The following is a 26,733-nucleotide window of genomic DNA, read 5'->3' as shown; positions in this document are numbered from 1 at the left end:
AAAGGACTCGAACACTCGCGACAGACTAGCGCCTGAGTATAGATTGCTAGGCAAGAAAAAGTAGTTCAACCCCGCGATAGTGTTATAACATAACACTATCGCCTGTTTTTGTTAGTTACCCAAGGTTTACGATGCACCTCATCAACCGAACATACACTCGATTGCGCTCAGCCTGGTTGCGCGGCTTCATCGGTTTTGTTTCCCTCACTGCTTGCTCTTTTGCCGAGGCGCACCCCCATTCTTGGATCGAGATAAAGACCCAGATTCTTGGTCAAGACGGCCAGATAACAGGCTTGAACATGCAATGGTCCTTCGACCCTATGACCTCCATGTACATGCTGGATGGTGAAGACACCTCACCAGATAACGAGCAGGCGACGTTTGCCAGCCTCACCACGGCGATGTTGGAAAACATGATCGATGATGACTTCTTCAGTTTTTTGTACCACGGCGGCGAACAGATTGAGTACTCTCCTGCTATCAATGGTGACTTGGTGCGCGATCGCGCAAGGCTGGTAATGAGCTTCGATCTGCCTCTAGCACAACCACTTGCCATTGGCGACGGGCCATTGGAGCTGATGATTTTTGAACCCAGTTACTACGTGGATATGTCATGGCGCTCGCCACAAGACATCACACTGTCACGTGAGCTCGAATCGCAGTGCAGCGTTGAGATAGTCGAGCCCAACCCGACACCAGAGCAAATGAGTTACGCTTACTCACTGCCTGCCGACGCTGAGCCAGATAACACATTGGGACAACTGTTCACGCAATCAGTCCATATTCGTTGCAACATCTAACTCATGATATCGAGCCTATACAATGAAACATAACCACAGCTGCTCTCACCACCACGCGAATGAAAGTTGCTCTTCTACAAAGCAGTCACAACAACCATGGCTGATTGTTATCGTGCTTGTTATCGGACTCCTGATTGCCAGCTATCAACTTTGGTTAGCTTGGCCAGCAATGGTTCTCAAAAGCATTGAGTGGCAACGCGCGGTGAATACCCAGCTTGCCGATCTGCTTTATGATGCTCAAGATAAACCGCTTATTGCCGGTAGCTACCTGATGGGATTCAGCTTTCTCTACGGGGTACTTCATGCCCTTGGACCAGGTCATGGAAAAATGATTGTTACAACGTATTTAGCCACGCAGCCGACCAAGGTCAAGACGAGCTTATTCCTCACTCTCACCTCGGCGCTGTGCCAAGCGATCGTCGCCATCACGCTAGTGAGTGTGTTGGTATGGGGCCTGACCAGCTCGATGCGAGAGGTGAACTCACAGGCAGTGAAATTTATGATGCTCAGTAGCATGATGGTGAGTCTTTTGGGTTTGATGATTGGCTGGCGAGCCGTCAAAAAACTCTTCAAGCAAGTAAAGCCAAACCAACATGACCATAAACATGCTCATAGCTGTGGCTGCGGGCACAGCCACATCGCCTCTCCACAAGAGGTTGATAACGCAAAAACACTGCGAGAATACATCGGCGTGATAGCCAGCATTGGACTGCGGCCTTGTACCGGCGCGATTATGGTTCTCATGTTCGCCAATATAGTTGGGCTTTATTGGATGGGGATTGCTAGCGCTATCGCTATGTCACTTGGTACAGCATTAACCACCTCTATCCTTGCTCTGTTGACTCTATCTGGCAAACAAATTGTTCATCACTATCTGCATACTAAGGAGCATCGCCATCGCTCAAGCTGGCAGGCTGCTGGTTATAGCGTTCAACTCTTGGGTGGGATTATATTAATCATCCTTGGGGCACTGCTCATCAAGGGACAAGATATCGGCCTGTCGCCGATTTTTGCCTTTTAATCTTAACTTCACTCACAGGCAGCCCCATCACATGGCTGTCTGTGATACAAGATTAAAACATGCTAACGGGTTAAACAAACTAGGCTGTGTAAACGCGACTAGAAACAAGCTAAACCTCTCCCCCATCATCTAACTCACGCACTGCACCATAGCTGTAGATGCTAGGGTACTGTATACTTTGTCGATTGCACCACTATAACGGTTGATACCCCAAATGATGACTGACGAAGAGCGAATCAAACTGCAACAAAACAATCCACTGCATGGACTAAAGCTTGAGACTATGCTGCAAGAGCTGGTGGATTTTTATGGTTGGGATATTCTTGATACCGCAATGCGCTTTAACTGTTTTAATACCAATCCTTCGATTGCCAGTAGTGTGAAATATTTGAAGAAGACAGACTGGGCGCGAGAAAAATTAGAGAATTTTTACCTTTATCGTTTTAAGCGCATGCCACGCGCAAGCGCAGAAGAGTACAATATATCACCAAGAGCCCGTACCTTCCCTGATGGCCTGAAACCTAAAGAGCCGATGGAGCTAACTGTTGACTCGATTCTTAAGTCCCAAGCTAAAGCCGCATCCGCCTTTAAACAGCGCTCATCTCGCGGACGTTCAAATCGCTAATCATACTTCAACGTAATGAAGACGTTAGGACGAGTTTTTTACTTGGTTAGATGATATTTACTCATTTACACCTGGATATTACCATTAGGCGACTCATCAAGTTTATCAGACTTAAGTTCCTCATTAGTGCCGATAGGCACTAATGAGGTGAATACAAATAGTAGGTCTAGGCTCGTATTCGTTGGTATTTTACTAAGCTCAATTTATACCCTGAGCTCTCGCCATAGTTTGCGCATATCGATGCCCAAACCATAGAGTTGGCAGCAAGATCAAAGACACAGGCACTGCGGTCACGACAATGAACGACTGTAGAGCACTAATTCCACCTTCCCCCATCGCGATCAATACGATCGCAACTAATCCCATAGTGATTCCCCAAAAAGCACGGATCACGGCATTGGGCTCTTCCTCGCCACTGAGAACCATACTGATGGTATAGGTCATAGAGTCACCCGTGGTGACAATGAACGTGGTGGTGAGAAGCAAGAACAACAAGGCTACAGGCGTCGAGAAAGGTAATTGTTGAGTGATTGCCAATAATACTGCAGGCAAATTAAACCCTTCAAATGCGTTTGAAATAACGCCTGGGTCAGCAATTTCAAATGCCAAACCACTACCACCAATCGCAGTGAACCAAAAACAGGTCACTAATGGTGCTGCGACACTCACAGACAAAACAAGCTGACGAATAGTGCGACCACGTGAAATACGAGTGATAAAAATTGCCATCATCGGGCCATAACCAATAAACCACCCCCAGAAGAAGACTGTCCACCAGCTTAGCCATTCTGTATCGGCGCGATAAAGGGCCATCACGACAAAGTTGTCAACCATATTGCCAACACCTTGTATGTAGCCATCGATGATAAAGCGCGTAGGACCAAACAACAGGATGAAACCAATCAACAGTACCGACAAAATGATATTGTAGCGGCTGACAATTTGGATTCCTTTACTCACGCCGCTTAGCGCAGAAAGGGTATACATCGCCATAGCAAACACAATCACTAGGCTTTGTGTAACAAAACTATCCGGCAGACCAAACAGCGCGTTAAGCGCATAACTGATTTGTAAGCCTAAAAATCCAATCGGACCGATGGTTCCGGCGGCAACAGCGATAATACAGGCTGTATCGACAATAGCTCCAAGACGACCTGTGATCACTCGTTGGCCAAAAACTGGATACAGAAGAGTACGTGGTTTCAGTGGTAAGCCTTTCTCATAGTGAAGGTGCATAAGTACGATTGACGATAGACAGCCCAGAATCGCCCAAGCGAGAAAACCCCAATGCATGAAAGATTGTGAGAGCGCATTGACCGCGGCTTGGCTTGGTGAAGTTTCACCATACAGCGGGGGAGCACTTGCAAAATGCGCTATCGGCTCGGCAGCAGCCCAAAAAACGCCGCCGCCAGCGAGCAGCGTACATAAAACGATCGAAATCCACTTAAATGTCGTGATCTCGGGAGCTTGGATCCCGCCAAGGCGCACATTACCAGTGCGGCTAAAGGCTAAATAGAGACCAATCAAAAAGTTGGCTAGCAAGAAGACTTGCCAAAAAGCGCCAAAGTAATTTGTGGCAAACATGAAGCCCTGATTGACCCACTCTGTTAGCAAGGAGGGGTTGGTCAACGTGAGTAGTATAAATCCAACGAAGAATGTACTACTCATTTGAAAAGTGGGGTTGGTCAATTGAAGTTTTTGAAAAAGGGCAGAAGGTGCTTTTTTCGAGGGACTTTCGGCCAGTACAGATGTACTCATGGCGTGAGTCGAGTTAGGCATGTAGTGATTCACTTATTTTGGCTGAACACTGACATTCAGCATGTATTGCTCCCAACGTTTGCAAAAAAACGCGAGATGTGTCACGCAATGGTACCACAATAGAACAACAAACACATTCCACATCACAGTTCTAACACAGGTATACGAGGCTATTCGACTAAGAAAAATAATGAACGACACCAGTGAGTGACGCTACCTATCACCTTAAACCTAATCCGTTACCCATATCTAACACCCTCAATTTTACTTTTAACTCACTAATATCATTCCATTAAACTACCCTTGCCTGAAAGTTAACTACCATTAATTAGGTGTAATCAACCGATACTAACGGAGCGCCAACCATGAAAATAGCCGTCACCACAGCCAGTGGAGCCCTCGGGTCAGCGATCATCAAAGCCACTGCCGCATTAGTCTCAACCAACAAGGTGATAGGCTTAGCCCGAACACCAAGTAAGGCTTCCCACTTAGGGGTAGAAATAAGACCCGGGGATTACAATAACCCAAGCGAGCTTGAAAACTCGCTCAAAGACGTCGATGTGCTGCTCTTAGTCTCTGGTATGGATGCGCCCGAGAAACGTATTCAACAACACAGAAACGTGATTGAAGCGGCTAAAGGTGCCGGGGTGAATAAAATCGTCTATACCAGCGTACAAGGCGCCGAGGAGAACACTGCATTTTCTCCCGTGGTCCAAAGCAACCGACAGACAGAGCAGGATGTTCGAGACAGTGGCCTCGATTGGGTCGTGGGCCGCAATGGGATCTATATTGAACCCGACATAGAGTATATTGATAATTACATCAAGGACGGCGAGATTTTCAACTGTGCCGGAGAGGGAAAATGCGGCTATACGACGCGCCCTGAGCTTGCCTATGCCTACGCGCGTATGCTTACTCAGGATGAACACAATGGCCACAACTACAACTTGAACGGTGAGGCGATTACCCAAGCTCAATTAGCCGAGTTGATGAGCATGGCCTTTGAGACCACACTAAGCTATCGTTCAATGACGGTCGAGGAGTATCGCCAAGATAGAATAGCTGAACTCGGTGAGTTTCTTGGTACAGTGATCGCAGGTATCTATCAGGGTATTCTAGAAGGTAACGCGGACAACCCGAGTGATTATGAAAAAGCGGCGGGCCGACCCCATATTAGTTGGAAGGAGTACTTCTCGGGTCTTAAAGCGAAGTCGTGCGCCTCAAGACCTAAGGCATCAAATAAATGCCCAGCGGTTATTTGACAGGTCCACCCTGATGGGCAGGTATAGAACGCAAATTTGTCATTGCTTTCAGGGTGCTTGAACAGAGCCTTGTGTTTAATCACACCCTCTATTGTTGCCAGCTCAGGGTTACGTTCAACCATATAAGCCGGAACCCAAAAACCTTCTTGGCCACCATCGGTCAAAGAATTACCTGCATAACGCAAGCGTTTTTCGGCCACGCCTCTATCCAGAGCCTCTTTAATGCCATTGGTCCACAGCTCTGGGGCGATATCTGGCTGAGCTTTCTCAATCATTGACGTGCCTGTAGGAACTGTGTCGCCCGGGATCAATTTTGCTTGGCAGTCAAAGCCATTGTTGAGAATAAATTGATCCACGTGTGCCATAACACTGGCCGAATTCCAGTTCATGTCGGCAATGGTAGACTCGCCACATTCACTGGCATTAGCGTTCACAGTGGCGCCTGCGAGCAAAAGTGCCACACAAAGTGAGGGCTTGATATTCATTGAGTCACTTCCTCTGTCATCATTTAAAAATGAGTATAGAGAAACGAGTGAACAACCACCGCAGAAATTACCATTAACCTTCTGATTATGTTGGTTAAATCAAACTTTACTTACCAAAACACCTTGCAGAATGTTCTATCGACTTGGTATTGACTTCCTTCAGCGTTGTCCCCACCGAAAAGCTCAGATTGTGTGAGCAGGAAAGGGACTCACTTGGGCTATCCGCCAATCAGAACAAGTGATAGACTGCGCGATAATCTATTAGCGTTCAGAAAGGTACAGCAAATCATGAACCCAATCCTAGCGATCTTGAAACAACATCAAGTCAGTGAGCAGCAGATCCACGAGCTTTTTGAGACCCTAACCCAGAACCCACTCGCCGCCATGGCAATCATCGGCCAGCTTGGCCTGCCACAAGAGCAGCTGCAACTATTAATGGGCCAAGTAATGCAAAACCCGGGGCTGATCAAAGAAGCAGTTGAGGAGTTAGGCTTGGATTTCTCTAAAGTCGAGCAAGCGCAGTCTCAACTGAAGAAATAATAACTCTAATTCAAAATCATGACGAAAAGGTCGTACTAGTTCTGTCTAGGCGGCCTTTTTGATCGCTAACCTAGATGAAATCTAGCTTAATGTTGACTAAGTTTGATAATCAAACTAAATTAACAATCAAAAAGTTTGATTATCAAAGTATATATGCAACGTTCTCTTAAACATCATCACAACTTCTCAGAGCACAATCACCACGGGGAAAGACGCACGGTTTACGTGCTATTACTAACCCTTGTCACCATGGTGATAGAGATCACCGCGGGTACCGTCTATGGCTCAATGGCCCTACTCGCTGATGGTTGGCATATGGGCACGCACGCCGCTGCCTTCTGCATTACCCTGTTTGCCTATCGTTATGCCAGAAAGCATCGTGATAGCACGCGCTTCTCCTTTGGAACAGGTAAAGTCAGTGTGCTTGGTGGTTATACCAGTGCCATCGCACTTGGCATTGTTGCCTTACTCATGTTCGTTGAGTCAGTGAACCGGCTATTCAACCCGCAAACCATTCAATTTAATGAAGCTATTTTGGTCGCGATTGTCGGTCTTGTGGTCAACCTAGTAAGCATGCTTCTGCTCGGTGATCATCACCATGATCACGACCACTCGCATGAACATGATCACCACCACCACGATCACAACCTTCGCGCCGCTTACCTGCATGTGCTGGCTGATACCTTAACTTCACTACTCGCCATTATAGCTCTGTGTTTTGGCAAGTACTTTGGTTGGAACTGGCTTGACGCCATCATTGGTATGGTTGGCGCTGTAGTGATCGGAAAATGGACATTCAATCTGCTCGCACAAACCAGTCCCATTCTGCTCGACGAAAACATCGATGAGGCCTATTGTCAGCGCATTCGCGATACCTTGTCACCTTACGGGGATATCACTGACCTGCATATCTGGAAAATCACCGGACACCACTACAGCGCCGCCATCACCATTGAATCGCACAGTGATTGCTCGGTAGTAGACTACAAGAAAAAGCTAGCCGAGTTTGATAAAATCAAACACCTGACGTTAGAAGTACACGAAAAATAATGCAAAAGATAGAGATGCTCAATCAACTGCTGACCGAGTTCTACGACAAGATGTCATCTTGGGAGCAATCGGTGGTCAAAGAAACCGGGTATAGTCTGGCTCAAGTCCATACCATTGAAGTGTTGGGCAGTCATGGGCCAATGCGGATGAAAGAGTTGGCAGATAAATTGGGCATCACCACTGGCACCCTTACCGTTCAAGTAGACAAATTGGTGTCTGCGCAGTTAATTGAACGCCTCCCCCACCCTGATGACAGGCGCGCTATCGTGGTTGCCTTAACCAACGCGGGCAAACAGATCCACTTATACCATAATCAGCTGCACCTCAATCTTGTCAAAGATCTCACCAGTGGTATCACTACTGAAGACAGTGATCGCTTGGTGAAAATTTTGGCTCAGATGAATCGGGAGTTCTGATATCCGGTAGCTCGCTCTCATTACTTAGGGTTTATAATCTTGATAAAAATACCCAGCTCGCAGGCTGGGTATTTTTGAGTTTTCCGTCAATTGAGTCGCTGCTATGTGCTCAACTGGGTTTACTATTGAGCTGTTGTGACCAATGCGCAAGCGCCTTGATATGCTCTGGCGAGATCCCGCAGCAGCCACCAATAATCGTCGCACCTGCCTTATGCCAGCGTTGGGCTAACGCTAGGTAGTCCTCAGGCGTCAACGTGCGCATCTGTTGCAGCGTACCGTTCGCTTGGTGATCCGATTCAATGGGTGCAAAGTTGTTAGCATAAACTCCTATTTCCAAAACAGATCCCTCAAGCGAGACACCGCTGTGCTCCTGCCACTGTTTGACTTCAAGGACTGCTGCCTCCATCACCTCAGGCACACTGCAGTTAAACATAATCCCTGCAGCCTTATCTAAGCTAATTGAATCCAGCGCCTCTGACAGTGGCTCACCGGAGCGCAAGCAGACCTTTCCACTGTCTAGCTCGTCTTGCAATGTAAACGCGTAGTGGCAAGGCTTATTCGATTGTTGCAATACCGATTGAACGACTTCAAGCTCTGCAATGCTAGATATTGTTTCCGCGATCCAAAGATCGATATAAGAAACTTGCGCATCATAAAGTTGCTGATAAATCTGCTGTGCTCTCCGGGCCTGAAAAAGGTCTGGACGATAACTGCCAAATGGCGGGGCAAGGCTACCCGCCACTGCCACTGCGTCGTTAGAACAACCAACAGTATGGGCTATCTTTGCAGCCAACTGAGCGAGTCGAACACCATCGCGCTGATAACCTTCTTCACCTAAGTGGAACGGCACACAAGCATAACTATTTACTATGATGATCTCTGCGCCTGCTGCAACAAAATTCTGATGAGCTTGCTCGACAAAATGCGGCGCTTCAATTAGTGCTTGAGCACTCCAAAGTGGTTGTGAGAACGGCGCACCAATTCGCTTAAGCTCTCTGCCCATTCCACCATCAAGAACTGTAAATGCTGTCATGGCCCAATTTTCCTCTAAAACTTCATTGTAGAGATTGAATCATATTTTCCTTTAACGTACATCGATTCTTTTACATTGAGGTATGCCTAAGTGCGCACTAACGCATTAGCGCTCGTTTCTAGGGCTCTTGTTGATTAAAAAAGCCACACACTAACGACTGCAGAGCTATCAGGTTAACTGTGCGTCCAAACCTTTTGGATTAGGCCCATACTCGTTATCCCCTTCATCGCTGTCTTTGATGGTTAATACAATTAGCACAATCAAACCTATCAACGGGATGAATCCTACTAACACCCACCAACCCGTCCGCCCGGTATCATGCAAACGACGCACAGCCACGGCAAGACTAGGAATAAACACTGCAAGCGAGTACAGTCCGCCGATAAAACTAGTGCCTATTACACGTTCAATTAAGGCAATTGCGATAGAGATAATCACGTTGAAAAGGACAAACATCCAATACTCTTGTCGTCTCGCCCTACCCGTAAACACGGCGTATTTTTTTAATACTGCAAAGTACCATTCCATTTCATTTCCCCTGTACTGATTGTCTGTCTCTCGTGTTGTAGCAAGTTTATCTATCGGCATCGTTTTGCCTCGCGCGCGCTGCGACACTGAATTAGCTACTGATCACTCACTTCGCAGTCAACCTAAAGCATAGATAAAATCAACTTCCAATTTTGAATTGAAGTGACTTATTTAAGAGATAGAGGGGATTAAAGATATTCGACAGTCACTCAGGCACAAACAACAAAGGGGCCGTAACGGCCCCTTGATCTATCAACATCATATAAGGTTACTTGACACCGATCTCCTTGGCGATCGCTTCAATTTCCTTTAGGTCCATGCGATGAACCTGGATCAACTGATTGATCTGGCTTAAACGGCTGTTCGCTTCATCTTGTTTACTGCAGGCATCAGACTTCGCATCCCACGTCGTGCCCTGTAAAAACAGCTCACAGTCTTGTTTGAGTTTCTCTATGGTTGGGATCAAATCATCGCGCTGGTCCTCAAGCTTGGCCAGCTCAGTTTTGACCCCCATCTCACGCTGGAAAAGTTCACGAGAGCGCTCGAGCATGATCATTTGCTTCTCAGCTTTATGAGTAAGCTCGACATTGGCTTGGGTGGAACTCGCCAAGTTTTTTTCGTTTTGCTTAAGTTGCTCGTTCAACTCGCTGTTGTCACGCTCAAGGCTAGCTATCTGTTCATCACGCTCTTCTAATTGGATTTGGAAGTCGGCAACTTGCGCTTGCATGTTCGCCTTTAGCTGCAGCTCTAACTGAGTATCCAACTCTGCAACTCGGCGTTCAACCGCCATGGCTAGCTCTTGCTTCTCTTCCACCAGTTCTTGGTAGCGCACTTCTAGTTCATCATAGGTCGTTTGCCAACGCTCAGCTGTGTGGGCGGAGCCCACTACCCCACCGAGAGCCGTGCCTAAAACGGCGGCAATGATGATATAAAGTCGTGTTTTACGATCTTTTTGCTCAATAACAACGATGTCTTCTTGTTCGTTTTGTTCAGGTCGTACGTCCACGACAGTCTCCAAGCGCTTAGCGGGCTAATTCGGTTATCATAATGCTTGCGGCATACAGGAGGAAAGCACCTACAACGCCAATTACGACAATCTTTTGTAATTTTTCGTTGGTGCGATAGCGGATCAACACGTACGCGACCGCGATCAACACGGCAATCGTTATCAGCCTAATCATAATAATCTGCTCCAAATCTCGCCTTGGCAACACACTGTGCAAACGCTCAATCACGCATCAACAGTGCAATGCCCGCAAGAATTTACGGTTACTTATACGGATATTAACCTAATAAGCAAGCCTTTTCAGTGGGTTAATAACTATAACTTGACCACTCACCATAGTTTTTTGTTACAACAGCTTAATCCAGAATACGGACTAACCGGCCTTTACTATCACTTTACGCTCAGATCTGATGCTGAGGATGGTGGCTCTAGCATGATCTGTACATAAACTAAGCAAACGCACTATTACTATGCACCAATTTGTACAAATCAAGTTGAATCTTTCAATTTTTTTGTTAAATTAACGTCACCTTGTTGACCAACAGCAAGCTATGTTTGCTCGATCATGAGCAAACGTTCCTATGAAGACTTTCAGGAGAGAGGTATACCGCGAGTATACCCGCCGAAGAATTAACTATTTCAGGCAAAAGGACTGTTAGTTGGAGGAACCTCTGGAGAGAACCGTACTACTCTTTTGTAGCAAGCGGTCGCCGAAGGAGCAAGCTATCGCACGATAGTGAAACTCTCAGGCAAAAGGACAGAGGAGTGAAAATGCAAACAATTTAAATCTATCCATAGGTATAGCTGCGATCATTCGATCTCGGTTAGATGCAGGATAGCGATAGTGTTTACCTCTTCATTGAGGCGTCAGACCTTTCACTCTTCTCCTTAGTTACGTTGTATCTATTAAGGGGAATTCACATGACCACCATTCAATCTATTCTTGAGTCCATCGATAACCTTGTCTGGGGACCACCACTACTTATTCTGCTTGTCGGCACTGGTATATACTTCACCTTGCGCCTTGGCTTACTTCAGTTTCGTCATCTTCCAACCGCGCTGAAATATGTATTTAGCAAATCAAGCGGCACCCAAGGCGATGTCTCACCCTTTGCTGCGCTGTGTACTGCCCTATCAGCCACGATTGGTACCGGCAATATCGTCGGTGTTGCGACTGCAATTAAGCTTGGCGGCCCTGGTGCGCTGTTTTGGATGTGGCTCGCTGCTCTATTTGGCATGGCGACCAAGTATGCCGAGTGTTTACTCGCGGTAAAATACCGCCAAGTTGACGCTAAGGGTCAAATGGTCGGCGGCCCGATGTACTACCTTAAGTACGGAGTTGGCTCCAATATGCTAGCGGTAATTTTTGCCGTATTTGCGCTCGGTGTTGCTCTACTTGGTATTGGCACCTTCCCACAAGTGAATGCCATTCTAGACGCTACACAAATCTCGTTTGGTGTTCCGCGTGAAATGACAGCGGTGGTTCTTACTATCTTGGTTGCTTGTGTCACCCTGGGCGGTATTCAGTCGATCGCCAAAGTGGCGGGTAAAATCGTGCCGACAATGGCTGTGCTTTACATCGTGGCTTGTTCATCGGTCATCATTGTCAACATTGAACACTTGGCTGACGCCGTGATGCTGGTGATCACCTCTGCCTTTACTCCAACAGCGGCCACCGGTGGCTTCTTTGGTGCCAGCGTTATGCTTGCGATTCAGTCGGGCATTGCCCGTGGCGTATTCTCAAACGAAGCAGGTCTGGGTAGCGCGCCGATTGCAGCTGCGTCGGCGAAAACCGACTCTTGTGTACGCCAAGGTCTGATCTCAATGACCGGTACCTTCTTTGATACCATCATTATCTGTACTATGACGGGTCTCGCTTTGATCCTAACCGACGCATGGCAGAGCGACTTTGCCGGGGCAGCAATGACTACACACGCTTTTGCCACTGGTCTCAATGCTAGCGTACTAGGCCCAATGCTGGTCTCAGTCGGTCTGATCTTCTTTGCTTTTACTACTATTTTAGGTTGGAACTACTACGGTGAGCGCTGTGTGGTGTTCTTGTTCGGCACCAAAGGTGTGCTGCCATACAAGATCATCTTCCTGTGCTTGGTCGCGTCTGGTGCTTTCCTGCACCTCGATATGATCTGGCTAATCGCGGATATCGTGAACGGTCTGATGGCAATTCCAAACCTAATTGGCTTGATCCTACTTCGCCAAGTAGTTATCGAGGAAACCAAGCTATTTTTTGCGGTGGCGAAGCCGGCCAAAGCGCAAGTGAGCACTGCGTAATAAATTCTTCATACATTCTCATAGGTTACATGACCAAAATGTGACCTGCAGCCAAACACCCTCCCAACCCTTGTGTGCCGGAGGGTGTTTGGTTTCCAGCGGTGAAAAAGTTAGCTTTATTGATACATTTAGTTACTTCCTGTCTTCGTTCTGTCATTTTTCTGCGCCTTTAGTGTCATATAGCGGTTCTACCTTAAACTCGACTTTTCAGTAATCTATATGAGTATTCACGATGAAACTTATTCAATCAGCTGTAGCTGCAGCTCTAGTAATGTCTTTCAATACCGTAGCGATGGATGCACGCTACGAAGACCGTACTGGCAACCTTGTTGCTGACCTTCCTGCAAGCGAATCAGAGTGGTCTAACCCATCAACTCTTATCTTTGCTTACACTCCGGTTGAAGATCCTGCAGTCTACGCTGACGTGTGGAGCGAGTTCCTAGAGCACCTAGAAGCAAAAACGGGCAAAAACGTACGCTTCTTCCCAGTGCAAAACAACGCAGCGCAAATCGAAGCGATGCGCTCAGGCCGCCTACACATTGCCGGCTTTAATACAGGTGCAACCCCTCTTGCGGTGAACTGCGCGGGCTTTAACCCGTTCACTATCATGGCGGGTGAAGATGGCTCTTTCGGTTACGAAATGGAAATCATCACTCACCCAGAGTCTGGCATCAACACCCCTGAAGAGCTAAAAGGCAAGCAGCTTGCGTTTACCTCGCAAACGTCGAACTCTGGCTTTAAAGCCCCTTCAGCTATCCTAGATGCGGAATACGGCCTAAAACCTGAAGTCGACTTCAACCCGGCATTCTCTGGCGCGCACGACAACTCGATCCTAGGTGTCGCGTACCAAGACTACGATGCAGCGGCAGTGGCAAACTCAGTACTTAACCGCATGCTTTCTCGTGAAGTAGTAAAGGCTGACGCAATCAAGTCTATCTACAAGTCACAGACGTTCCCAACCACAGCATACGGCTTTGCCCACAACCTGCACCCAGATCTACAAGCGCAAATCCAAGATGCGTTCTTTAGCTTCGACTGGGAAGGCACCAAGCTAAAAGAAGAGTTCGAGCGTAACGGTGAATCTCAATTCATCCCAATCACTTACCAAGAGCACTGGGAAGTGATCCGAACTATCGATACAGCAAACCAAGTTTCTTACACTTGTAGCTAATCCATCGCCTCTGCTCTATACGAATCGCAGGTGTAGCTCAATGGCTGCATCTGCTTTATTCGATCACCACGTTATTACCCAAGGTAAACCATGTCCACACTAACACTTAAAGGCTTAACTAAGCATTACTCCAACACCGATAAGGCGCTGACTGACGTCAACCTATCGATTCAAGCTGGTGAAGTTGTGGGACTTATCGGCCCCTCTGGCGCCGGTAAATCAACCCTGATTCGCTGTATCAACCGTCTCACTGAGCCGACATCAGGTGAAGTTCTATTTCAAGGCAGTGACCTAACTTCACTGTCTAAAGGTCAACTAAAACAGGCGCGCCGCCAAATCGGTATGATCTTCCAAGAGTACGCCCTGATTGAACGTCTAACCGTGATGGAAAACGTGCTCTCTGGTCGTCTTGGCTATGTCCCATTCTGGCGCAGCTTGCTACGCAAGTATCCAAGTACCGATATTCAAAATGCCTTTGCTCTGCTCGATCGCGTTGGCCTTATCAGCCACGCCGACAAGCGTGCTGATGCCCTATCAGGCGGCCAGAGACAACGTGTCGGGATTGCGCGCGCTCTTTCGCAGCAACCATCACTGCTGCTGATTGACGAGCCAACCGCCGCGCTAGACCCTAAAACTGCGCGTCAAATCATGCGTCTGATCACCGATATCTGCCGTGAAAGCCAACTGCCAGCGATTATCAATATTCACGATGTGAATCTCGCCAAGATGTTTGTCGATCGCATTGTCGGTCTGAACAGTGGTGAGGTGGTGTTCGACGGCACGCCAGACCAGCTCGATGATGAAGCGCTGACATTGATCTACGGTGAAGAAGATTGGAATGCAAGCTCAAATGAAGAGCAACAAGAATCCGCTGTAGAATTGGAGTTGGCAGTATGAGTCACTACGCTACCACTTGGAATAAGCCACCGCTGATCCAAAATCCTTGGGTAAGGAACGGTCTGTGGCTTGCGGTTGCGATTTACCTTTACTTGGCCACCCAATCGATTGAGATCAACTGGGTGCGAATTTACGAAGGCTCTGAGCGTGGTCTTAACTTTATTAAGGCTTTCATGAATCCTGATTTCTCAGGCCGCTGGAATAACATTTCCGCCGGCCTGATTGAAAGCTTGACCATGACCATGACCTCAACGGTGGCTGGTATCATCCTGTCCATCCCGTTTGGTTTGGGCGCGGCAAAAAATCTGGCACCAAAGCCGGTTTACTACTTCTGTCGCAGCTTCGTGGCCATCGCCCGTAGCTTGCAAGAGATCATCATCGCTATCTTGTGTGTAGCGTTGTTTGGTTTCGGCACCTTTGCTGGTTTTGTGACCCTGACTTTCGCCACGATTGGTTTCTTAGCCAAATTGTTCGCCGAAGAGATTGAAGCGCTTGACCCTGCACCACTAACAGCCATGAAAGCGGCAGGCGCAAGCTGGCTACAGCAGGTCAACTACGCCATTCAACCCCAAGTGATGCCACGTATTGCTGGCCTGTGCCTGTACCGCTTTGATATCAACTTCCGCGAGTCTGCGGTCATCGGTATCGTCGGTGCCGGTGGTATCGGCGCAACACTTAACACCGCCATGGATCGCTACGAATATGGCGCCGCCGCCGCTATCTTGCTGATCATCATCGGTATTGTGATGGCCGCTGAGTTTATCTCAACGCAGATCCGAAAGAGAATTCGTTAATGAACACTACGACCTCAACCCCAGCTCACTGGAGCAAATACTCGCAAAAAGAGTCACTGAAACACTTTATTGGTTGGTTCTTGTTTGTGGCACTGACTGTCTACTGCTGGCAAGTGATGAACGAAGACACCATGTGGTTCTTCGTGGTGGATGCACCCAATCAGGTCGCTGATATCTCATCACGCATGTGGCCGCCGCGTTGGAGCTACCTTGAGCAGCTCTGGATCCCTTTGTGGGACACCATCAACATTGCCACCTTGGGTACTGCGCTTGGCGTCGCCATCGCCTTTCCCATTGCTTTCTTGGCTGCGCGTAATACCACGCCAAGCCAAACCATCGCGCGCCCGATTGCGCTACTGATCATTGCATCAAGCCGCTCAATTAACTCGTTGATCTGGGCATTGCTATTAGTAGCGATTATGGGCCTTGGCCTTCTGGCCGGCATCATCGCAATTGCATTGCGCTCAATTGGTTTTGTGTCGAAACTGGTTTACGAAGCGATTGAAGAAGTTAATGAGACTCAAGTCGCCGCCATCCGCGCGACGGGTGCCTCTGAGCTACAAGTACTGAATTACGGCGTCCTGCCGCAAATTCTACCTAGCTTTATCGGCACGAGCCTGTTTCGCTGGGACATCAACATCCGTGAGTCAACTGTGCTCGGCCTAGTCGGCGCAGGCGGCATCGGCCTAAAGCTGCAAGAGTCTATGTCAATCCTGGCTTGGCCACAGGTCACTGTGATTTTCTGCTCTATCCTAGCAACCGTTGTGATCTCAGAGTGGATCTCAGCCAAAGCCCGCTACGCACTGATCTAAGCCCCCTGTCGGGGTAGGAACGAGGTGCGAGTACACTTCGTTTCGAGGAGATAATTGGACTCCCCCAACCCCGAAAGGTTGACTAACATTTGAGTTGTAAAGCCTAAATGTTAAAAGGAGTCCAATATGAAACGTATAGTATCTGGTGTTGATTTAGCAAAGAGTGAAATCCAAGTTTGTGTTACGCAACACAGCAAAGTGCGTTCCAATAAGGCAATGACACCTCAGGATTTTAACCACTGGCTTATAACGTCTAAACCGATGACCATCGTTTTCGAAGCGTGTGGCACCTCTAACTACTGGAAGCAACAAGCTATAGCGTGCGGGCATGATGCCAGACTCATTTCAGCTAAGCTGGTTGCCAGTATTCGACAAAACCAAAAGACCGATAAGAATGATGCACTAGCTATCGTTCAGGCTTCGCAAGTTACTGATATTCAGTTTATTAATGGCAAATCTAAAGAGCAACAAGAGAAGCAAAGCCTTATTCGCCTACGAGACCTTGCAGTGAAACACAAGGTCGCCAGTCTCAATCAACTCTCTTCTCTATTACTCGAGTTCAATATCCGTATTTCGCCGAGTAAAGGGGGAATAAACGGTGTTGTTGCATCGGCTCTAGAAGATGCAGAGAATGGTTTTTCTAGTGAATTTAGGGTGGCACTTAATACGGCCTGGCAACAGTATTTAACCCATGTTGAAAACGTCGACCAATATGATAGCTGTATAGAAAAAGCTGCACATAGGCAGAAGGAATGCAAAAAGCTTATGGCGATAGAGGGTGTAGGCCCTTTGAATGCGATTAATCTATATATTTCTCTTGGTTGTGGCGAGATGGGTTTTTTCAAAACAGGGCGTGATGCAGCAGCTTGTATTGGCTTGACCCCAATACAGCACTCTTCTGGTGGTAAGACCAAACTGGGCTCCATAGGTAAGTATGTCAAAAATAAAATGGTTAGGAGCTACTTGGTGAGTGGAGCGATGTCGGTGATAAATCAAGTAATGCGCCGCGAAGCCAGAACCAAAAAAGAACAGTGGATCCAACAGTTGGTTGAGCGACGAGGAAAGCGCTGTGCTGCTGTGGCTTTAGCAAATAAAACAGTCAGAACAGCGTTCTCTATGCTAACCAAAAATACCGAATACAAAGCCGAGCCTTTAGAGGCTTAAAGCGTTAAACAACAGTAATGCTCAATAAAAGATGAAAATCAGCTCGTAGAGTCAGTATCTCGCTAGGAGCATTAAGCTCGCCGAGGAGAGTTGACCACGAGTTCGCGTAAATATCACAGAGCCAGAGATAGCTTCTCAATCAGAGCTCGTACATAAGCACGCATTTATTCTTTATTTGTTAATTACTGCTGTTGACAAGGGGGAGTCCACATAAGCGAGGAGTTTGATGCCTAGCAAATGACTCCTCGCTCTCCGTAGGGCAAAGCCCGTCCCCTAACCTCGCACCCTTATCTAAAATCTTTGAGCGTGTCTATCACGACCACTTTTCAAAGCAAAATACAGCGCACGCTTTTGTACAGTCGAGAAAGTCACTCTCCCTCGTGCACTGTATATCTCGCTTCTCACCTCTCGGTTCTCGCCTCTTCAGTCATCTTAAGTCTTTGGGCGTATCCATCACTACCATGGTTGTAATTGAATTCACCTGCTGACACTCCCCCAGTACATCCGAGTGAAACCGCTTATAACTGCTAAGATCTTGAGTTTCGACTCTTAATAAATACTCACTGGCGCCAGTGATGTTATGGCACTCCACTACCTCATCTTCAAAAGCCACATGTTGCTCAAACTCAAGCTGGTCTCGCTTGCGATGACTTGATAACCCCACAGAAACATAGGCAATAAAACCTACACCGAGTTTATCGCGGCTGATATTGGCGCTGTAGCCGGTGATCACGCCACTGCGCTCAAGCTCTTGTACTCTGCGTAGGGTTGCAGAGGGTGATAGCCCCACTCGCTCTGCGAGCTCAACATTTGACATTCGCCCATTTGAGCGCAGTTCACGCAATATTTTTTGCTCAAAGTTATCCATCACGCTCATTTATTGCTTAATTGGTCTTTATTACGCCATTTTAGACACAAAATTGCCCGCTTATCTATATAAAATACCACCAAATCGACTTTTGGATTGCTCATTATGGATATTAGCGTTATCTCCGCACTGGCTCTGTTTGCTCTTGTTTCCACCTTCACCCCTGGCCCTAACAACATCATGTTACTTACCTCTGGTGCGAATGTGGGCTTTATCCGCACCCTGCCCCATATGGCGGGAATACTGTGTGGTTTCTCTTTGATGCTACTCATCGTGGGCATTGGACTGGGTAGTTTATTTGACACGTTCCCCTTGGCGCAGGAGGTTTTGAAATGGTTATGCCTTGGCTATCTTGTTTACTTAACCTACAAGATAGTGACTAGCCACACCGAGTTAAAGGCAAGCAATTTTCGACCTATGTCGTTTGTCGGTGCCTGTCTCTTTCAATGGGTCAATCCCAAGGGGTGGAGCATGGCGCTGACCTCCATTACCATGTACAACACCAGCCAAGATTTCACCGGGGTGGTGATCATCAGCAGCGCTTTCGCGCTGGCCAACATTCCTTCAGGGGCAATTTGGACCCTAATGGGGCGTGAAATTAGCCGTATCCTTAATACACCACGGCGCATGTCACTGTTCAACTACGCAATGGGAGCGCTGCTGCTCGGCTCAACTTTACCTATGCTCTAGCTAAGTAAGCGAAAAAGCAGCCATGGTTAAAAATGCAACAAAGGATTCATCCTAACGACTAACGTATAGATTAAACTAACAATTTAACAACGGTTTAGGCGATATGGAGCCATTGGTGCCGAAAGAGATCAAGCATATAGAGCGTATTGCTCAACAAGAGTCACGGCTGACGCTGAACACCTTGACCCAAGTAACACATAAAGCGCAGAGTCTGCCGATCCATTCATTGTCGTTCGGCAGCCCTAATCCTAGTGCCCCTTGCCTAGTTCTTACCGGGGCAATTCATGGGGTCGAGCGGATTGGTAGCCAGATCATCCTTGCGTTTATCAAAAGCCTGCTTCGGCGTGTGGCCTGGGATAAACAATTGGAAGAAACGCTTGAGAACATCAAAATCCTAGCTGTTCCCGTTGTTAATCCGTGGGGCGTTGCCAACCGACGCCGTGCTAACCATAATGGGGTCGATTTGATGCGTAATGCGCCGATAAGCGCTAATAATCCCGCGCATCATCTGTATGCCGGGCAGACGATCAGCTCCAAGCTCCCCTGGTATCGCGGTAATCCCAACAATATGGAACAGGAGCTGCAATCACTCTCGGCCTATATTCTTGAGCATACTCAGCAGTCGCCAACCACTATCGTACTTGACCTGCATAGCGGCTTTGGCGCGCGCGACAGGCTGTGGTTTCCCTTTGCTCATCACGCCAAGCCGCCAGATAACCTGCATCATTTTTATCTACTCTATCGCCAGTTTCGCAAAAGCTACCCCCACTACGAGCTGTATCAATTTGAGCCCCAATGGCACCAATACACCACCCACGGCGATTTCTGGGATTGGATGTACCAGCAGCACTATGGGCAATCAAGCAATCACTTTGTCCCGCTGACGCTAGAGCTTGGATCGTGGTTATGGGTGCGTAAAAATCCGCTGCAGCTATTGAGCTTTAGTCAGCTGTTTCACCCAACCAAGCCCCATCGGATCAAGCGAGTGCAGCGCCGCCATACCACCTTGCTCAACTATCTGATTCAGGTCTTAGCCAATGATTTAATTGATCAACATGATAAAACTAGTAAAGCCAAGCTGACCGAAAAGGCGATCAAACTATGGTACCAATAGTGTTATTGCGCGGCTTGCTCAGAGAAAGCGGGCATTGGAGTGAACTGGTTGCTGAGCTAAAATCGCGCAACCCACAAATCGAGCTCATCACTCCAGATGTCAAGGGCAATGGTGCCCTGCATCAAGAGCGCAGCCCATCAAGCTTAGAAGCGATGTTGCCTGGAGTAATGGCACAGCTTCCTAACGATTGTCAGCGCTATCATCTGGTGGCAATTTCAATGGGCTCGATGCTTGCCAGTGTTTGGGCGAAGCGCTACCCGCACTGCGTGGCAAGTCTGACTTTGATTAATCCTAGTTTTGCTAGATTTAGCCCTCCTTGGGAGCGGATTAACCTCGCTAAACTGAGCGTGATTTTAGTCTCGAGACTTAAAGGCCAAGTATCTTTTCAAACTAAATTACTGGACTACACCTACCCAGTGCACGCGACAAAGCCGGCTATCTTAGCCAGCCATATCGCACTGGCTAAGCATCATCCAGTGAGTATGGGCAATGCCATTCGCCAACTTCTGGCCGCCGCCCGCTTTAGAGGTTTCGCTAGTGCACCAGATTGTCCGTGCCAAGTCATCGTGAGTCTTGACGATCAACTGGTTTCCAGTCTTGCAGGTAAGCACATTGCTACTGCATGGCAAGTACCCTTAAAGACATTTGAATCTAACGCCCATGACTTACCGTTGGCTGAGCCTGAGGCGCTGGCGGCACACCTTCTTAGCTGGCTAGAGCAGCCTACAACTACCTCAACTCACACAGACTGATTAAACAGGCGCTTTTTCTAGCAGTAACTTAAGCCCAAGCACCACCAGCACGGCCCCTGTTGTGCCCTCCATCCAAGCAATAAACTTGGAATTATTCAGTAGTGACTTAGCCGAGGTCAGCATCGCAGATAATCCGCATTGCCATACCATAGCAATCACGAAGTGAATGGAAGCCATCAGCAAAGATTGGCTAAACGCAGAGTACTCGGGGTTGATAAACTGCGGCAAAAAAGCAAGGTAGAACACCCCAGTTTTTGGGTTGAGCACGTTAGACAAAAAGCCCTCGCGCAGTGAGCGCTTTATACTCAAGCTTTGACTGCCGACACTATCAACTTTGACGGTATGCGACTGGGTCATTGAGCGTAAACTCGTGATCCCAAGATAAATCAAATACCCCGCACCCAAAGTTTTGATCAGGTAAAACAACTGTGCAGACTGAGTCAGCACCACCGAGATACCCAGCGCCGAGAGTGTGGCATGCACATAAAGCCCAAGACATATCCCAAGACTGGTCAGCACCCCATCATTGAGCCCCCCTCGAGTGGTATTGCGGATCACCAGCGCTGTGTCCAAGCCGGGTGTCATGGTTAAGATGGTGATCGCAATCAGAAATGCACTAAAGTTTTCAATCACAGCAACTGCCTATTTATTCCAGTGAGGAAGCAATATAGCAAATCCCGCTTACATGGGAACACTTGGGAACTAAAAAAGACACTGCTATCATTGAGATATAACGCTATACCCACTGCATGGAGATTGCTTTAGTGAGTGCATTTGACCAATTAAAATCCCATTTTCAAACCGTTTCTAATTTTAATCACCTGTCTGCTATCTGTGGTTGGGATGCCGCATCCATGATGCCAAGTGGCGGTAACCAGGCCCGCTCGGCTGCCATGGCTGAGCTCTCTGTCCATATCCATAAGTTAATGACCCAGCCACAGCTTAGTGACTGGTTTGCCCAAGCTGAGGAGCAAGAGTTATCGCAAAGTGACACTGCGGTTCTTCGCGAGCTCAAACGTTCTTGGCAGCAAAGTAATGTCCTGCCTGAAGATCTCGTCCAAGCTAAGTCACTAGCGGGCTCTAAGTGTGAACATGCTTGGCGCACGCAACGCGGTGAAAACGACTGGCAAGGGTTTGAGAAAAACTGGGCAGAGGTGGTGAGCCTTTCTCAACAAGAAGCGCAGATCCGCGCTGAGGCCACAGGACTGACACCATACGATGCCATGCTCGATATCTATGAGCCGGGCACAAAATCGATCGCGCTCGATACGCTTTTTGCTGATGTGAAAAGCTGGCTCCCTGAGATGATTGATGAGGCGATCGACAAGCAGCGCAGCGATCAATTTATCCAGCCCCAAGGCAGCTTTACCACCGAGCAGCAAAAGGCGCTTGGGCTTGAAGTAATGAAGCTACTCCAGTTCGACTTTAACCACGGCCGTCTTGATGAGAGTGTGCACCCTTTCTGTGGCGGGGTTCCAAGTGATGTACGTATCACGACGCGCTACGATGAAAGCGAGTTTGTCCAGTCTCTCATGGGCATTGTCCATGAAACTGGGCATGCCAGATATGAGCAAGGCTTACCAAAAGCGCTCGCAGGGTTGCCAGCTGGTGAAGCGCGCTCAATGGGCATCCACGAGTCACAATCATTGTTCTTTGAGATGCAGGTAGGTCGCAGCGACGCCTTTATCAAACACTTGGCGCAAATGGCGGGTAACACCTTTACCCAACATGACCCAAGCCTATTTAGCTTCGACAACTTCCAAAAGCTCTACACCCGCGTCAAGAAAGACTATATCCGAGTCGATGCAGATGAGCTCACCTACCCTGCGCACGTGATCTTGCGCTATGAAATCGAGCGTGATCTGATTAATGGCAATATCAAACACACCGACGTGCCAGAGCTGTGGGATCAAAAAATGCAAGCCTATCTGGGTCTTTCAACTAAAGACAACTACACCAATGGCTGTATGCAGGATATTCACTGGACAGATGGTGCGTTTGGCTACTTCCCGTCTTATACACTAGGTGCTATGTACGCGGCGCAGTTTATGGCTGCGATGCGTCAGCAGGTTGATGTTGATGCGGCTATCGCCAATGCCGATCTCTCACCTATTTTCACATGGCTTTCTGATAATATTTGGATCAAGGGCAGCTTGTTGACTACCAATGAGCTAGTTAGGGCAGCGACAGGCGAGACTTTGAATACAAGATTCTTCCAAACTCATTTGAAAGCTCGTTACCTCTAGACATACCCCTGCATGTGAGCAGTGAAGCACAAACTGCTCACATCTCTGACCTCCAGAGCTTAGATGCATCCTCTGGAATTGCTAAACTCCGTTATGTGATGTAGCATCTATTTATAGGTAGTGCGTGAATTGGAATGATAAAATGAAAAAGAAGAAAATCACTCAAAAAATGATCTATCGAGCTGTTGCAAGCTCAACTGCTATCGAAACTGGAGTACCTGTCAAGAAGATCGAGCAGCGCCTCAAGTCCAATAAGCGCAAGTACGGAGCATTGTCACTGGCTACTTGATTATTATATCTCTTACTAGCCTCTCCATATGCTGAAATTCATGAGCGACGCCAGCTTGAATTGAAGCAATGTAGAAGTCTTTATGTCTATCCCACAAACTGTAATCTAGCAAACCTAGTCCTGCTTTGTTGCACATAACATCCATAACCAATCGGCTAATTCTACCGTTCCCTTCCCTAAATGGGTGGATCAATATGAGCTCCACATGGCTCCGAGCCAAGTAAGATACCAACTCTTCTGTGTTCATTCCTGGAATCTTTTCAAATATTGACAAATAACTCCGCTCAAATTGATCTATGCAACGTCCTATCTGCAGTGGAGAAGTAAACTGAAAACCTGCTTTTCCCATATCTACATTTCTAACTAAACCTGCCCATTCATAGACATTTCCTAACCACTGCCTGTGCCAATTGGTTATATCAGAAAAATTCAGTTGCAGTTGCGTATTTTCCTCCTCAAAGACTCTCTCATATAGCTTGGTTAACAAAATCGCTTCAACATCGTCCATCTCATCAGTGTTTGTGATTCCTAATTTGTTGGCTAGCACTTTGTCATGCGAGCCGGACTCATAGCGTGTTTCCGACGAATCAAGTTCGTATCTATTCATAAAGCCAAGTTCTCCTGCTTGACCGCACTAGGCTCATCGAAACCCAATGCCTTATAGCCACGACTGCGTTTGGTATACATTCTAGCCAACATTGGAATTCTCATATCTACATAATCGATAACGCGGATATCCGTCTTACCATCATACTCCCGCTGTATTCTGCCAACATACTGAACAAGCGCTCCTTTCCAGGATACTGGCAATGCCAGTACTAACGTGTCAAGTCTGGGTAGATCAAAACCCTCCCCAATAAACCGTCCAGTTGCTACTAATACCTGAGTCGTCGCTAGCTTTTGATTAACCTGGTCGCGTGCTTTCTTTTTCATTGCTCCAACTAACACCTCATTCTGAATCTCCCTCTGCGTTAGCATCTCACTGAGCAATTTCGCATGCTCTCGACGTTCTGTAAGAACGATAGGAACACGCTCTTGTTTCACTTCTACTTCAATGTCACTGACGATTAGCAGATTTCTCATTTCATGCTCAATCAGCCACCTATACACATCAGCGATATGTGGCCTTGGGTCGTAAGTTGTTAGTTGAAGCGGTGGTTCGAAAAGAACCTCCTTCTTTTGAAGGGACTGAATAAACTTCACTGAACTGGACGAAGCAATGGTATGCCTTACCCTCCCCGCCTGCATAAAAATTATTGGTTGATGACCGTCTCTACGCTCCAACGTCGCACTGATACCCAATACATATTTAGCATAAATCTCTCCCAATAGTTTTTCATACTGCGGTGCAGAGAGGTGGTGGCATTCATCTATGATGATCTGGCCATATTCATGGACAACAGCATTCACCGTATTGTCACTGCGGTTAAGCAAACTTTGATAGGTTGCCACGTCAACAGTCTTTGTCGGCTTTTTCTTTGAGCCTGTAATCACTCCTACCTCAATACCTGTCGTAAATGCCTTTAGCCTTTCCTGCCATTGCTCTACGAGTTGCTTATTGTGAACAAGAATTAAGGTATTGACCTTTCTTTTACACAACAGGCCTATTGCCGTTACAGTCTTTCCAAATGCTGTAGGCGCATGCAAAACACCAATATCAAATTTAGAAACCGTATCCACTGCTTTCTTTTGCTCCTTCCTCAACTTGCCACTGAATTGGATGCTGCTAAGTCGGTTTCCTGACTTTCTTTTGTCGTCAAAAAGTAAACTGATACCACATTGTTCAAGTAACTCACAAATATCATCAATGCAGCCTCTTGGTAAAACAAGATACCCACTATCGATTTCAGCCAGCGATATATATCTAGATATCCCGTTGGTAGATAGGCGTAATCCCTGAGCTTTAAAAAACTTGGGATTCGAAAACGATGCCAACTTTTTTAATCTGGCAATCAGAGCATTAGGTAATGTTTCGATAGGCATATAGATTCTATTCGCCAACGTTATTTTAATACTGTCTGGGCATCCTGATATCACGGAAGAAATTGCTGGTAAGTTTCTCTCCCACGGCGGCAATGTGGAATCCGCTGTAACATTATCAGAAGACTGATTTGAGTCATAAGATGCTACTAGCTTTGTCAGGGCAGTAACTGTCAACTTTTTGGTTGAAGCCAGTATTTGCCATTGATCTTGATAAGATGAAGCCTCTCCATCAATAAACTCAGAATTACCATCTGCTCTTGCACCTTTTTGAAGTGGCAGAGCTATCAAATTACCTATTCCAGCTACAGGCAACACATCTTGATTGGGGAATAGACGGTCGTAGGACTCAAACGACAATGCACCATGGATTTGCATAGCTTGATCAAGTAGCATAAAGCCCAGCTTTCGCGCACTGGCTGCATCCACTTTAGTTTCGAAGAAAATCCATACATGAGCACCATTTCCTGAACGAGAGCGCTCAAGCAGGAAGTCTATCTCATTTCGTCGGCATGCCTCAGCATAGGCCAGTGAAGCTTCTTTCCAGTCTTTCTTATCGAAATCAACGGCTAGAAACCAGCAGTCACTGTCAGCATCCATAGGGTAAATACCAACGATAGATTTCCCTGATAAATGATCATATATGGCTCTTTTATCAAGAGGCTTGAACGATTGGTTCGGACAATCTAGACATTTGACTTTGGGCTTGTTGCAAAGCCCTTGCTGCCATTCATTGTTGCACGCAAGCGAATACCCCGAACACCCTTGCTTATTTTGCCAGCGAACCGCATAGCAACTGGAATTTCCACGAAAGTAGCGTTGAAATAGCTCAATCTTTAGCTCAGGTGACATAGTATTACAAAAGACTGAAGGCTCGATACTCTTCGAAGATATGAGCTGCTTTCTTTTATTCTCAAGCAGTGACAGCTCTGATTTAAGTACCGATATCTTCTGATCTATAACACTAAGTTCATCCATGATGTTACTACCTACGCCTGACAAATCCATGGTAAAAAAAACGCCGCTTCTTTCACTACCATGTAAATATAACTATAGGCTAACACATAAACTTTCACTGCTCTGCCTGGTATAACCCCTCTCAGTTCTATTACAGTCAATTGGCACCAATACTTACTCAAATTA

27 protein-coding genes, 1 pseudogene and 1 riboswitch are annotated in these 26,733 nt (G+C 47.2%); of the genes and pseudogenes, 18 read left to right on the top strand and 10 right to left on the bottom strand.

What is annotated here, in order from left to right:
- Positions 1 to 131 precede the first annotated feature (131 nt).
- From ACZ5R2_RS08815 to ACZ5R2_RS08805, 3 genes are all read left to right on the top strand, one after another.
- Entirely contained in the window at positions 132 to 800 is a 669-nt protein-coding gene (locus ACZ5R2_RS08815) for a DUF1007 family protein (protein ID WP_464901901.1), read from the top strand.
- A 22-nt stretch (positions 801 to 822) separates the two neighbouring features.
- Positions 823 to 1,821 carry a nickel/cobalt transporter gene (locus tag ACZ5R2_RS08810; RefSeq protein ID WP_464901900.1) on the top strand — a complete coding sequence of 333 codons (999 nt, stop codon included), beginning with the start codon at positions 823 to 825 and terminating at the stop codon, positions 1,819 to 1,821.
- A 214-nt stretch (positions 1,822 to 2,035) separates the two neighbouring features.
- Positions 2,036 to 2,446, top strand: coding sequence for a VF530 family protein (locus ACZ5R2_RS08805; RefSeq protein ID WP_464901899.1), 411 nt, complete (start codon positions 2,036 to 2,038; stop codon positions 2,444 to 2,446).
- Between the two features lie 198 nt (positions 2,447 to 2,644).
- On the opposite strand, the gene ACZ5R2_RS08800 is transcribed toward ACZ5R2_RS08805, so the two are convergent.
- Positions 2,645 to 4,225: a BCCT family transporter gene (locus ACZ5R2_RS08800; protein ID WP_464901898.1), complete on the bottom strand. Its 1,581-nt coding sequence runs from the start codon at positions 4,223 to 4,225 to the stop codon at positions 2,645 to 2,647.
- 344 nt (positions 4,226 to 4,569) lie between these two features.
- On the opposite strand from ACZ5R2_RS08800, the gene ACZ5R2_RS08795 reads away from it, so the two are divergent.
- Positions 4,570 to 5,466: an SDR family oxidoreductase gene (locus tag ACZ5R2_RS08795; RefSeq protein ID WP_464901897.1), complete on the top strand. Its 897-nt coding sequence runs from the start codon at positions 4,570 to 4,572 to the stop codon at positions 5,464 to 5,466.
- Here the strand turns inward: ACZ5R2_RS08795 and ACZ5R2_RS08790 are convergent.
- Positions 5,406 to 5,951, bottom strand: a pseudogene (locus tag ACZ5R2_RS08790) (glycine betaine ABC transporter substrate-binding protein); the annotation flags it as partial. The gene ACZ5R2_RS08795 and the pseudogene ACZ5R2_RS08790 sit on opposite strands and share 61 nt — an antisense overlap.
- Before the next feature lie 288 nt (positions 5,952 to 6,239).
- Between ACZ5R2_RS08790 and ACZ5R2_RS08785 the strand changes: the two are divergent.
- From ACZ5R2_RS08785 to ACZ5R2_RS08775, 3 genes are all read left to right on the top strand, one after another.
- Positions 6,240 to 6,491 (top strand): DUF2999 family protein, encoded by a 252-nt coding sequence (locus ACZ5R2_RS08785; RefSeq protein ID WP_464901896.1) that lies wholly within the window; start codon positions 6,240 to 6,242, stop codon positions 6,489 to 6,491.
- Between the two features lie 153 nt (positions 6,492 to 6,644).
- Positions 6,645 to 7,541 (top strand): CDF family Co(II)/Ni(II) efflux transporter DmeF, encoded by an 897-nt coding sequence (dmeF, locus tag ACZ5R2_RS08780; RefSeq protein WP_464901895.1) that lies wholly within the window; start codon positions 6,645 to 6,647, stop codon positions 7,539 to 7,541.
- On the top strand, positions 7,541 to 7,957 hold the full coding sequence (locus ACZ5R2_RS08775) for a MarR family winged helix-turn-helix transcriptional regulator (protein ID WP_464901894.1): 417 nt from the start codon (positions 7,541 to 7,543) through the stop codon (positions 7,955 to 7,957). The genes dmeF and ACZ5R2_RS08775 overlap by 1 nt, the downstream gene beginning before the upstream one ends.
- Positions 7,958 to 8,066: 109 nt before the next feature.
- Here ACZ5R2_RS08775 and ACZ5R2_RS08770 read toward each other — a convergent pair whose 3' ends face one another.
- From ACZ5R2_RS08770 to ACZ5R2_RS08755, 4 genes are all read right to left on the bottom strand, one after another.
- Positions 8,067 to 8,990 (bottom strand): homocysteine S-methyltransferase family protein, encoded by a 924-nt coding sequence (locus ACZ5R2_RS08770; protein WP_464901893.1) that lies wholly within the window; start codon positions 8,988 to 8,990, stop codon positions 8,067 to 8,069.
- A 168-nt stretch (positions 8,991 to 9,158) separates the two neighbouring features.
- Positions 9,159 to 9,518: a DUF805 domain-containing protein gene (locus tag ACZ5R2_RS08765; protein WP_464902342.1), complete on the bottom strand. Its 360-nt coding sequence runs from the start codon at positions 9,516 to 9,518 to the stop codon at positions 9,159 to 9,161.
- Between the two features lie 268 nt (positions 9,519 to 9,786).
- Positions 9,787 to 10,524 carry a chromosome partitioning protein ParA gene (locus ACZ5R2_RS08760; protein WP_464901892.1) on the bottom strand — a complete coding sequence of 246 codons (738 nt, stop codon included), beginning with the start codon at positions 10,522 to 10,524 and terminating at the stop codon, positions 9,787 to 9,789.
- 16 nt (positions 10,525 to 10,540) lie between these two features.
- Positions 10,541 to 10,699 carry a hypothetical protein gene (locus ACZ5R2_RS08755; RefSeq protein WP_438460167.1) on the bottom strand — a complete coding sequence of 53 codons (159 nt, stop codon included), beginning with the start codon at positions 10,697 to 10,699 and terminating at the stop codon, positions 10,541 to 10,543.
- 486 nt (positions 10,700 to 11,185) lie between these two features.
- A riboswitch (glycine riboswitch) is annotated at positions 11,186 to 11,295 on the top strand.
- Positions 11,296 to 11,445: 150 nt separating this feature from the next.
- On the opposite strand from ACZ5R2_RS08755, the gene ACZ5R2_RS08750 reads away from it, so the two are divergent.
- From ACZ5R2_RS08750 to ACZ5R2_RS08725, 6 genes are all read left to right on the top strand, one after another.
- Positions 11,446 to 12,813 (top strand): alanine/glycine:cation symporter family protein, encoded by a 1,368-nt coding sequence (locus ACZ5R2_RS08750; RefSeq protein WP_464901891.1) that lies wholly within the window; start codon positions 11,446 to 11,448, stop codon positions 12,811 to 12,813.
- A gap of 232 nt (positions 12,814 to 13,045) precedes the next feature.
- The gene (gene phnD, locus ACZ5R2_RS08745) at positions 13,046 to 13,984 is read left to right on the top strand and encodes a phosphate/phosphite/phosphonate ABC transporter substrate-binding protein (RefSeq protein WP_438460165.1); all 939 of its coding nucleotides are present in this window, start codon (positions 13,046 to 13,048) and stop codon (positions 13,982 to 13,984) included.
- 90 nt (positions 13,985 to 14,074) lie between these two features.
- Complete coding sequence (phnC, locus tag ACZ5R2_RS08740; protein ID WP_464901890.1) at positions 14,075 to 14,881, top strand: phosphonate ABC transporter ATP-binding protein; 807 nt, start codon at positions 14,075 to 14,077, stop codon at positions 14,879 to 14,881.
- Positions 14,878 to 15,675 (top strand): phosphonate ABC transporter, permease protein PhnE, encoded by a 798-nt coding sequence (gene phnE / locus ACZ5R2_RS08735; RefSeq protein ID WP_464901889.1) that lies wholly within the window; start codon positions 14,878 to 14,880, stop codon positions 15,673 to 15,675. The genes phnC and phnE (ACZ5R2_RS08735) overlap by 4 nt, the downstream gene beginning before the upstream one ends.
- Positions 15,675 to 16,487, top strand: coding sequence for a phosphonate ABC transporter, permease protein PhnE (gene phnE, locus ACZ5R2_RS08730; RefSeq protein ID WP_464901888.1), 813 nt, complete (start codon positions 15,675 to 15,677; stop codon positions 16,485 to 16,487). Before phnE (ACZ5R2_RS08735) ends, phnE (ACZ5R2_RS08730) begins: the two co-directional genes overlap by 1 nt.
- A gap of 126 nt (positions 16,488 to 16,613) precedes the next feature.
- The gene (locus ACZ5R2_RS08725; protein ID WP_464900814.1) at positions 16,614 to 17,651 is read left to right on the top strand and encodes an IS110 family RNA-guided transposase; all 1,038 of its coding nucleotides are present in this window, start codon (positions 16,614 to 16,616) and stop codon (positions 17,649 to 17,651) included.
- A gap of 427 nt (positions 17,652 to 18,078) precedes the next feature.
- Here the strand turns inward: ACZ5R2_RS08725 and ACZ5R2_RS08720 are convergent, their stop codons facing one another.
- Positions 18,079 to 18,519: an Lrp/AsnC family transcriptional regulator gene (locus tag ACZ5R2_RS08720; protein WP_464901887.1), complete on the bottom strand. Its 441-nt coding sequence runs from the start codon at positions 18,517 to 18,519 to the stop codon at positions 18,079 to 18,081.
- A 105-nt stretch (positions 18,520 to 18,624) separates the two neighbouring features.
- Between ACZ5R2_RS08720 and ACZ5R2_RS08715 the strand changes: the two genes are divergently transcribed.
- The 3 genes from ACZ5R2_RS08715 (at position 18,625) to ACZ5R2_RS08705 (ending at position 21,075) form a co-directional block, all read left to right on the top strand.
- Positions 18,625 to 19,209 (top strand): LysE family translocator, encoded by a 585-nt coding sequence (locus ACZ5R2_RS08715; RefSeq protein WP_464901886.1) that lies wholly within the window; start codon positions 18,625 to 18,627, stop codon positions 19,207 to 19,209.
- A 115-nt stretch (positions 19,210 to 19,324) separates the two neighbouring features.
- Positions 19,325 to 20,323, top strand: a complete 999-nt coding sequence (locus ACZ5R2_RS08710; RefSeq protein ID WP_464919403.1) for a DUF2817 domain-containing protein — start codon at positions 19,325 to 19,327, stop codon at positions 20,321 to 20,323.
- Positions 20,311 to 21,075: an alpha/beta fold hydrolase gene (locus ACZ5R2_RS08705; protein WP_464901884.1), complete on the top strand. Its 765-nt coding sequence runs from the start codon at positions 20,311 to 20,313 to the stop codon at positions 21,073 to 21,075. Before ACZ5R2_RS08710 ends, ACZ5R2_RS08705 begins: the two co-directional genes overlap by 13 nt.
- Here the strand turns inward: ACZ5R2_RS08705 and ACZ5R2_RS08700 are convergent, their stop codons facing one another.
- Positions 21,076 to 21,660 carry a LysE family translocator gene (locus ACZ5R2_RS08700; protein ID WP_464902341.1) on the bottom strand — a complete coding sequence of 195 codons (585 nt, stop codon included), beginning with the start codon at positions 21,658 to 21,660 and terminating at the stop codon, positions 21,076 to 21,078.
- A gap of 179 nt (positions 21,661 to 21,839) precedes the next feature.
- Here ACZ5R2_RS08700 and ACZ5R2_RS08695 point away from each other — a divergent pair, with 179 nt between their 5' ends.
- The gene (locus ACZ5R2_RS08695) at positions 21,840 to 23,321 is read left to right on the top strand and encodes a carboxypeptidase M32 (protein ID WP_464901883.1); all 1,482 of its coding nucleotides are present in this window, start codon (positions 21,840 to 21,842) and stop codon (positions 23,319 to 23,321) included.
- 142 nt (positions 23,322 to 23,463) lie between these two features.
- Entirely contained in the window at positions 23,464 to 23,610 is a 147-nt protein-coding gene (locus tag ACZ5R2_RS08690) for a hypothetical protein (RefSeq protein WP_464901882.1), read from the top strand.
- Here ACZ5R2_RS08690 and ACZ5R2_RS08685 read toward each other — a convergent pair.
- Together ACZ5R2_RS08685 and ACZ5R2_RS08680 are read right to left on the bottom strand one after the other, a co-directional pair.
- Positions 23,603 to 24,217 carry a Fic/DOC family protein gene (locus ACZ5R2_RS08685; RefSeq protein ID WP_464901881.1) on the bottom strand — a complete coding sequence of 205 codons (615 nt, stop codon included), beginning with the start codon at positions 24,215 to 24,217 and terminating at the stop codon, positions 23,603 to 23,605. The genes ACZ5R2_RS08690 and ACZ5R2_RS08685 overlap by 8 nt on opposite strands.
- The gene (locus ACZ5R2_RS08680) at positions 24,214 to 26,568 is read right to left on the bottom strand and encodes a TOTE conflict system archaeo-eukaryotic primase domain-containing protein (protein ID WP_464901880.1); all 2,355 of its coding nucleotides are present in this window, start codon (positions 26,566 to 26,568) and stop codon (positions 24,214 to 24,216) included. The genes ACZ5R2_RS08685 and ACZ5R2_RS08680 overlap by 4 nt, the downstream gene beginning before the upstream one ends.
- Positions 26,569 to 26,733: the final 165 nt, after the last annotated feature.

This window comes from Vibrio sabulosilitoris (genome assembly GCF_055391395.1).
The sequence above is the reverse complement of the archived record's forward strand: the minus strand, read 5'-3'. Positions and strand labels throughout refer to the sequence as shown.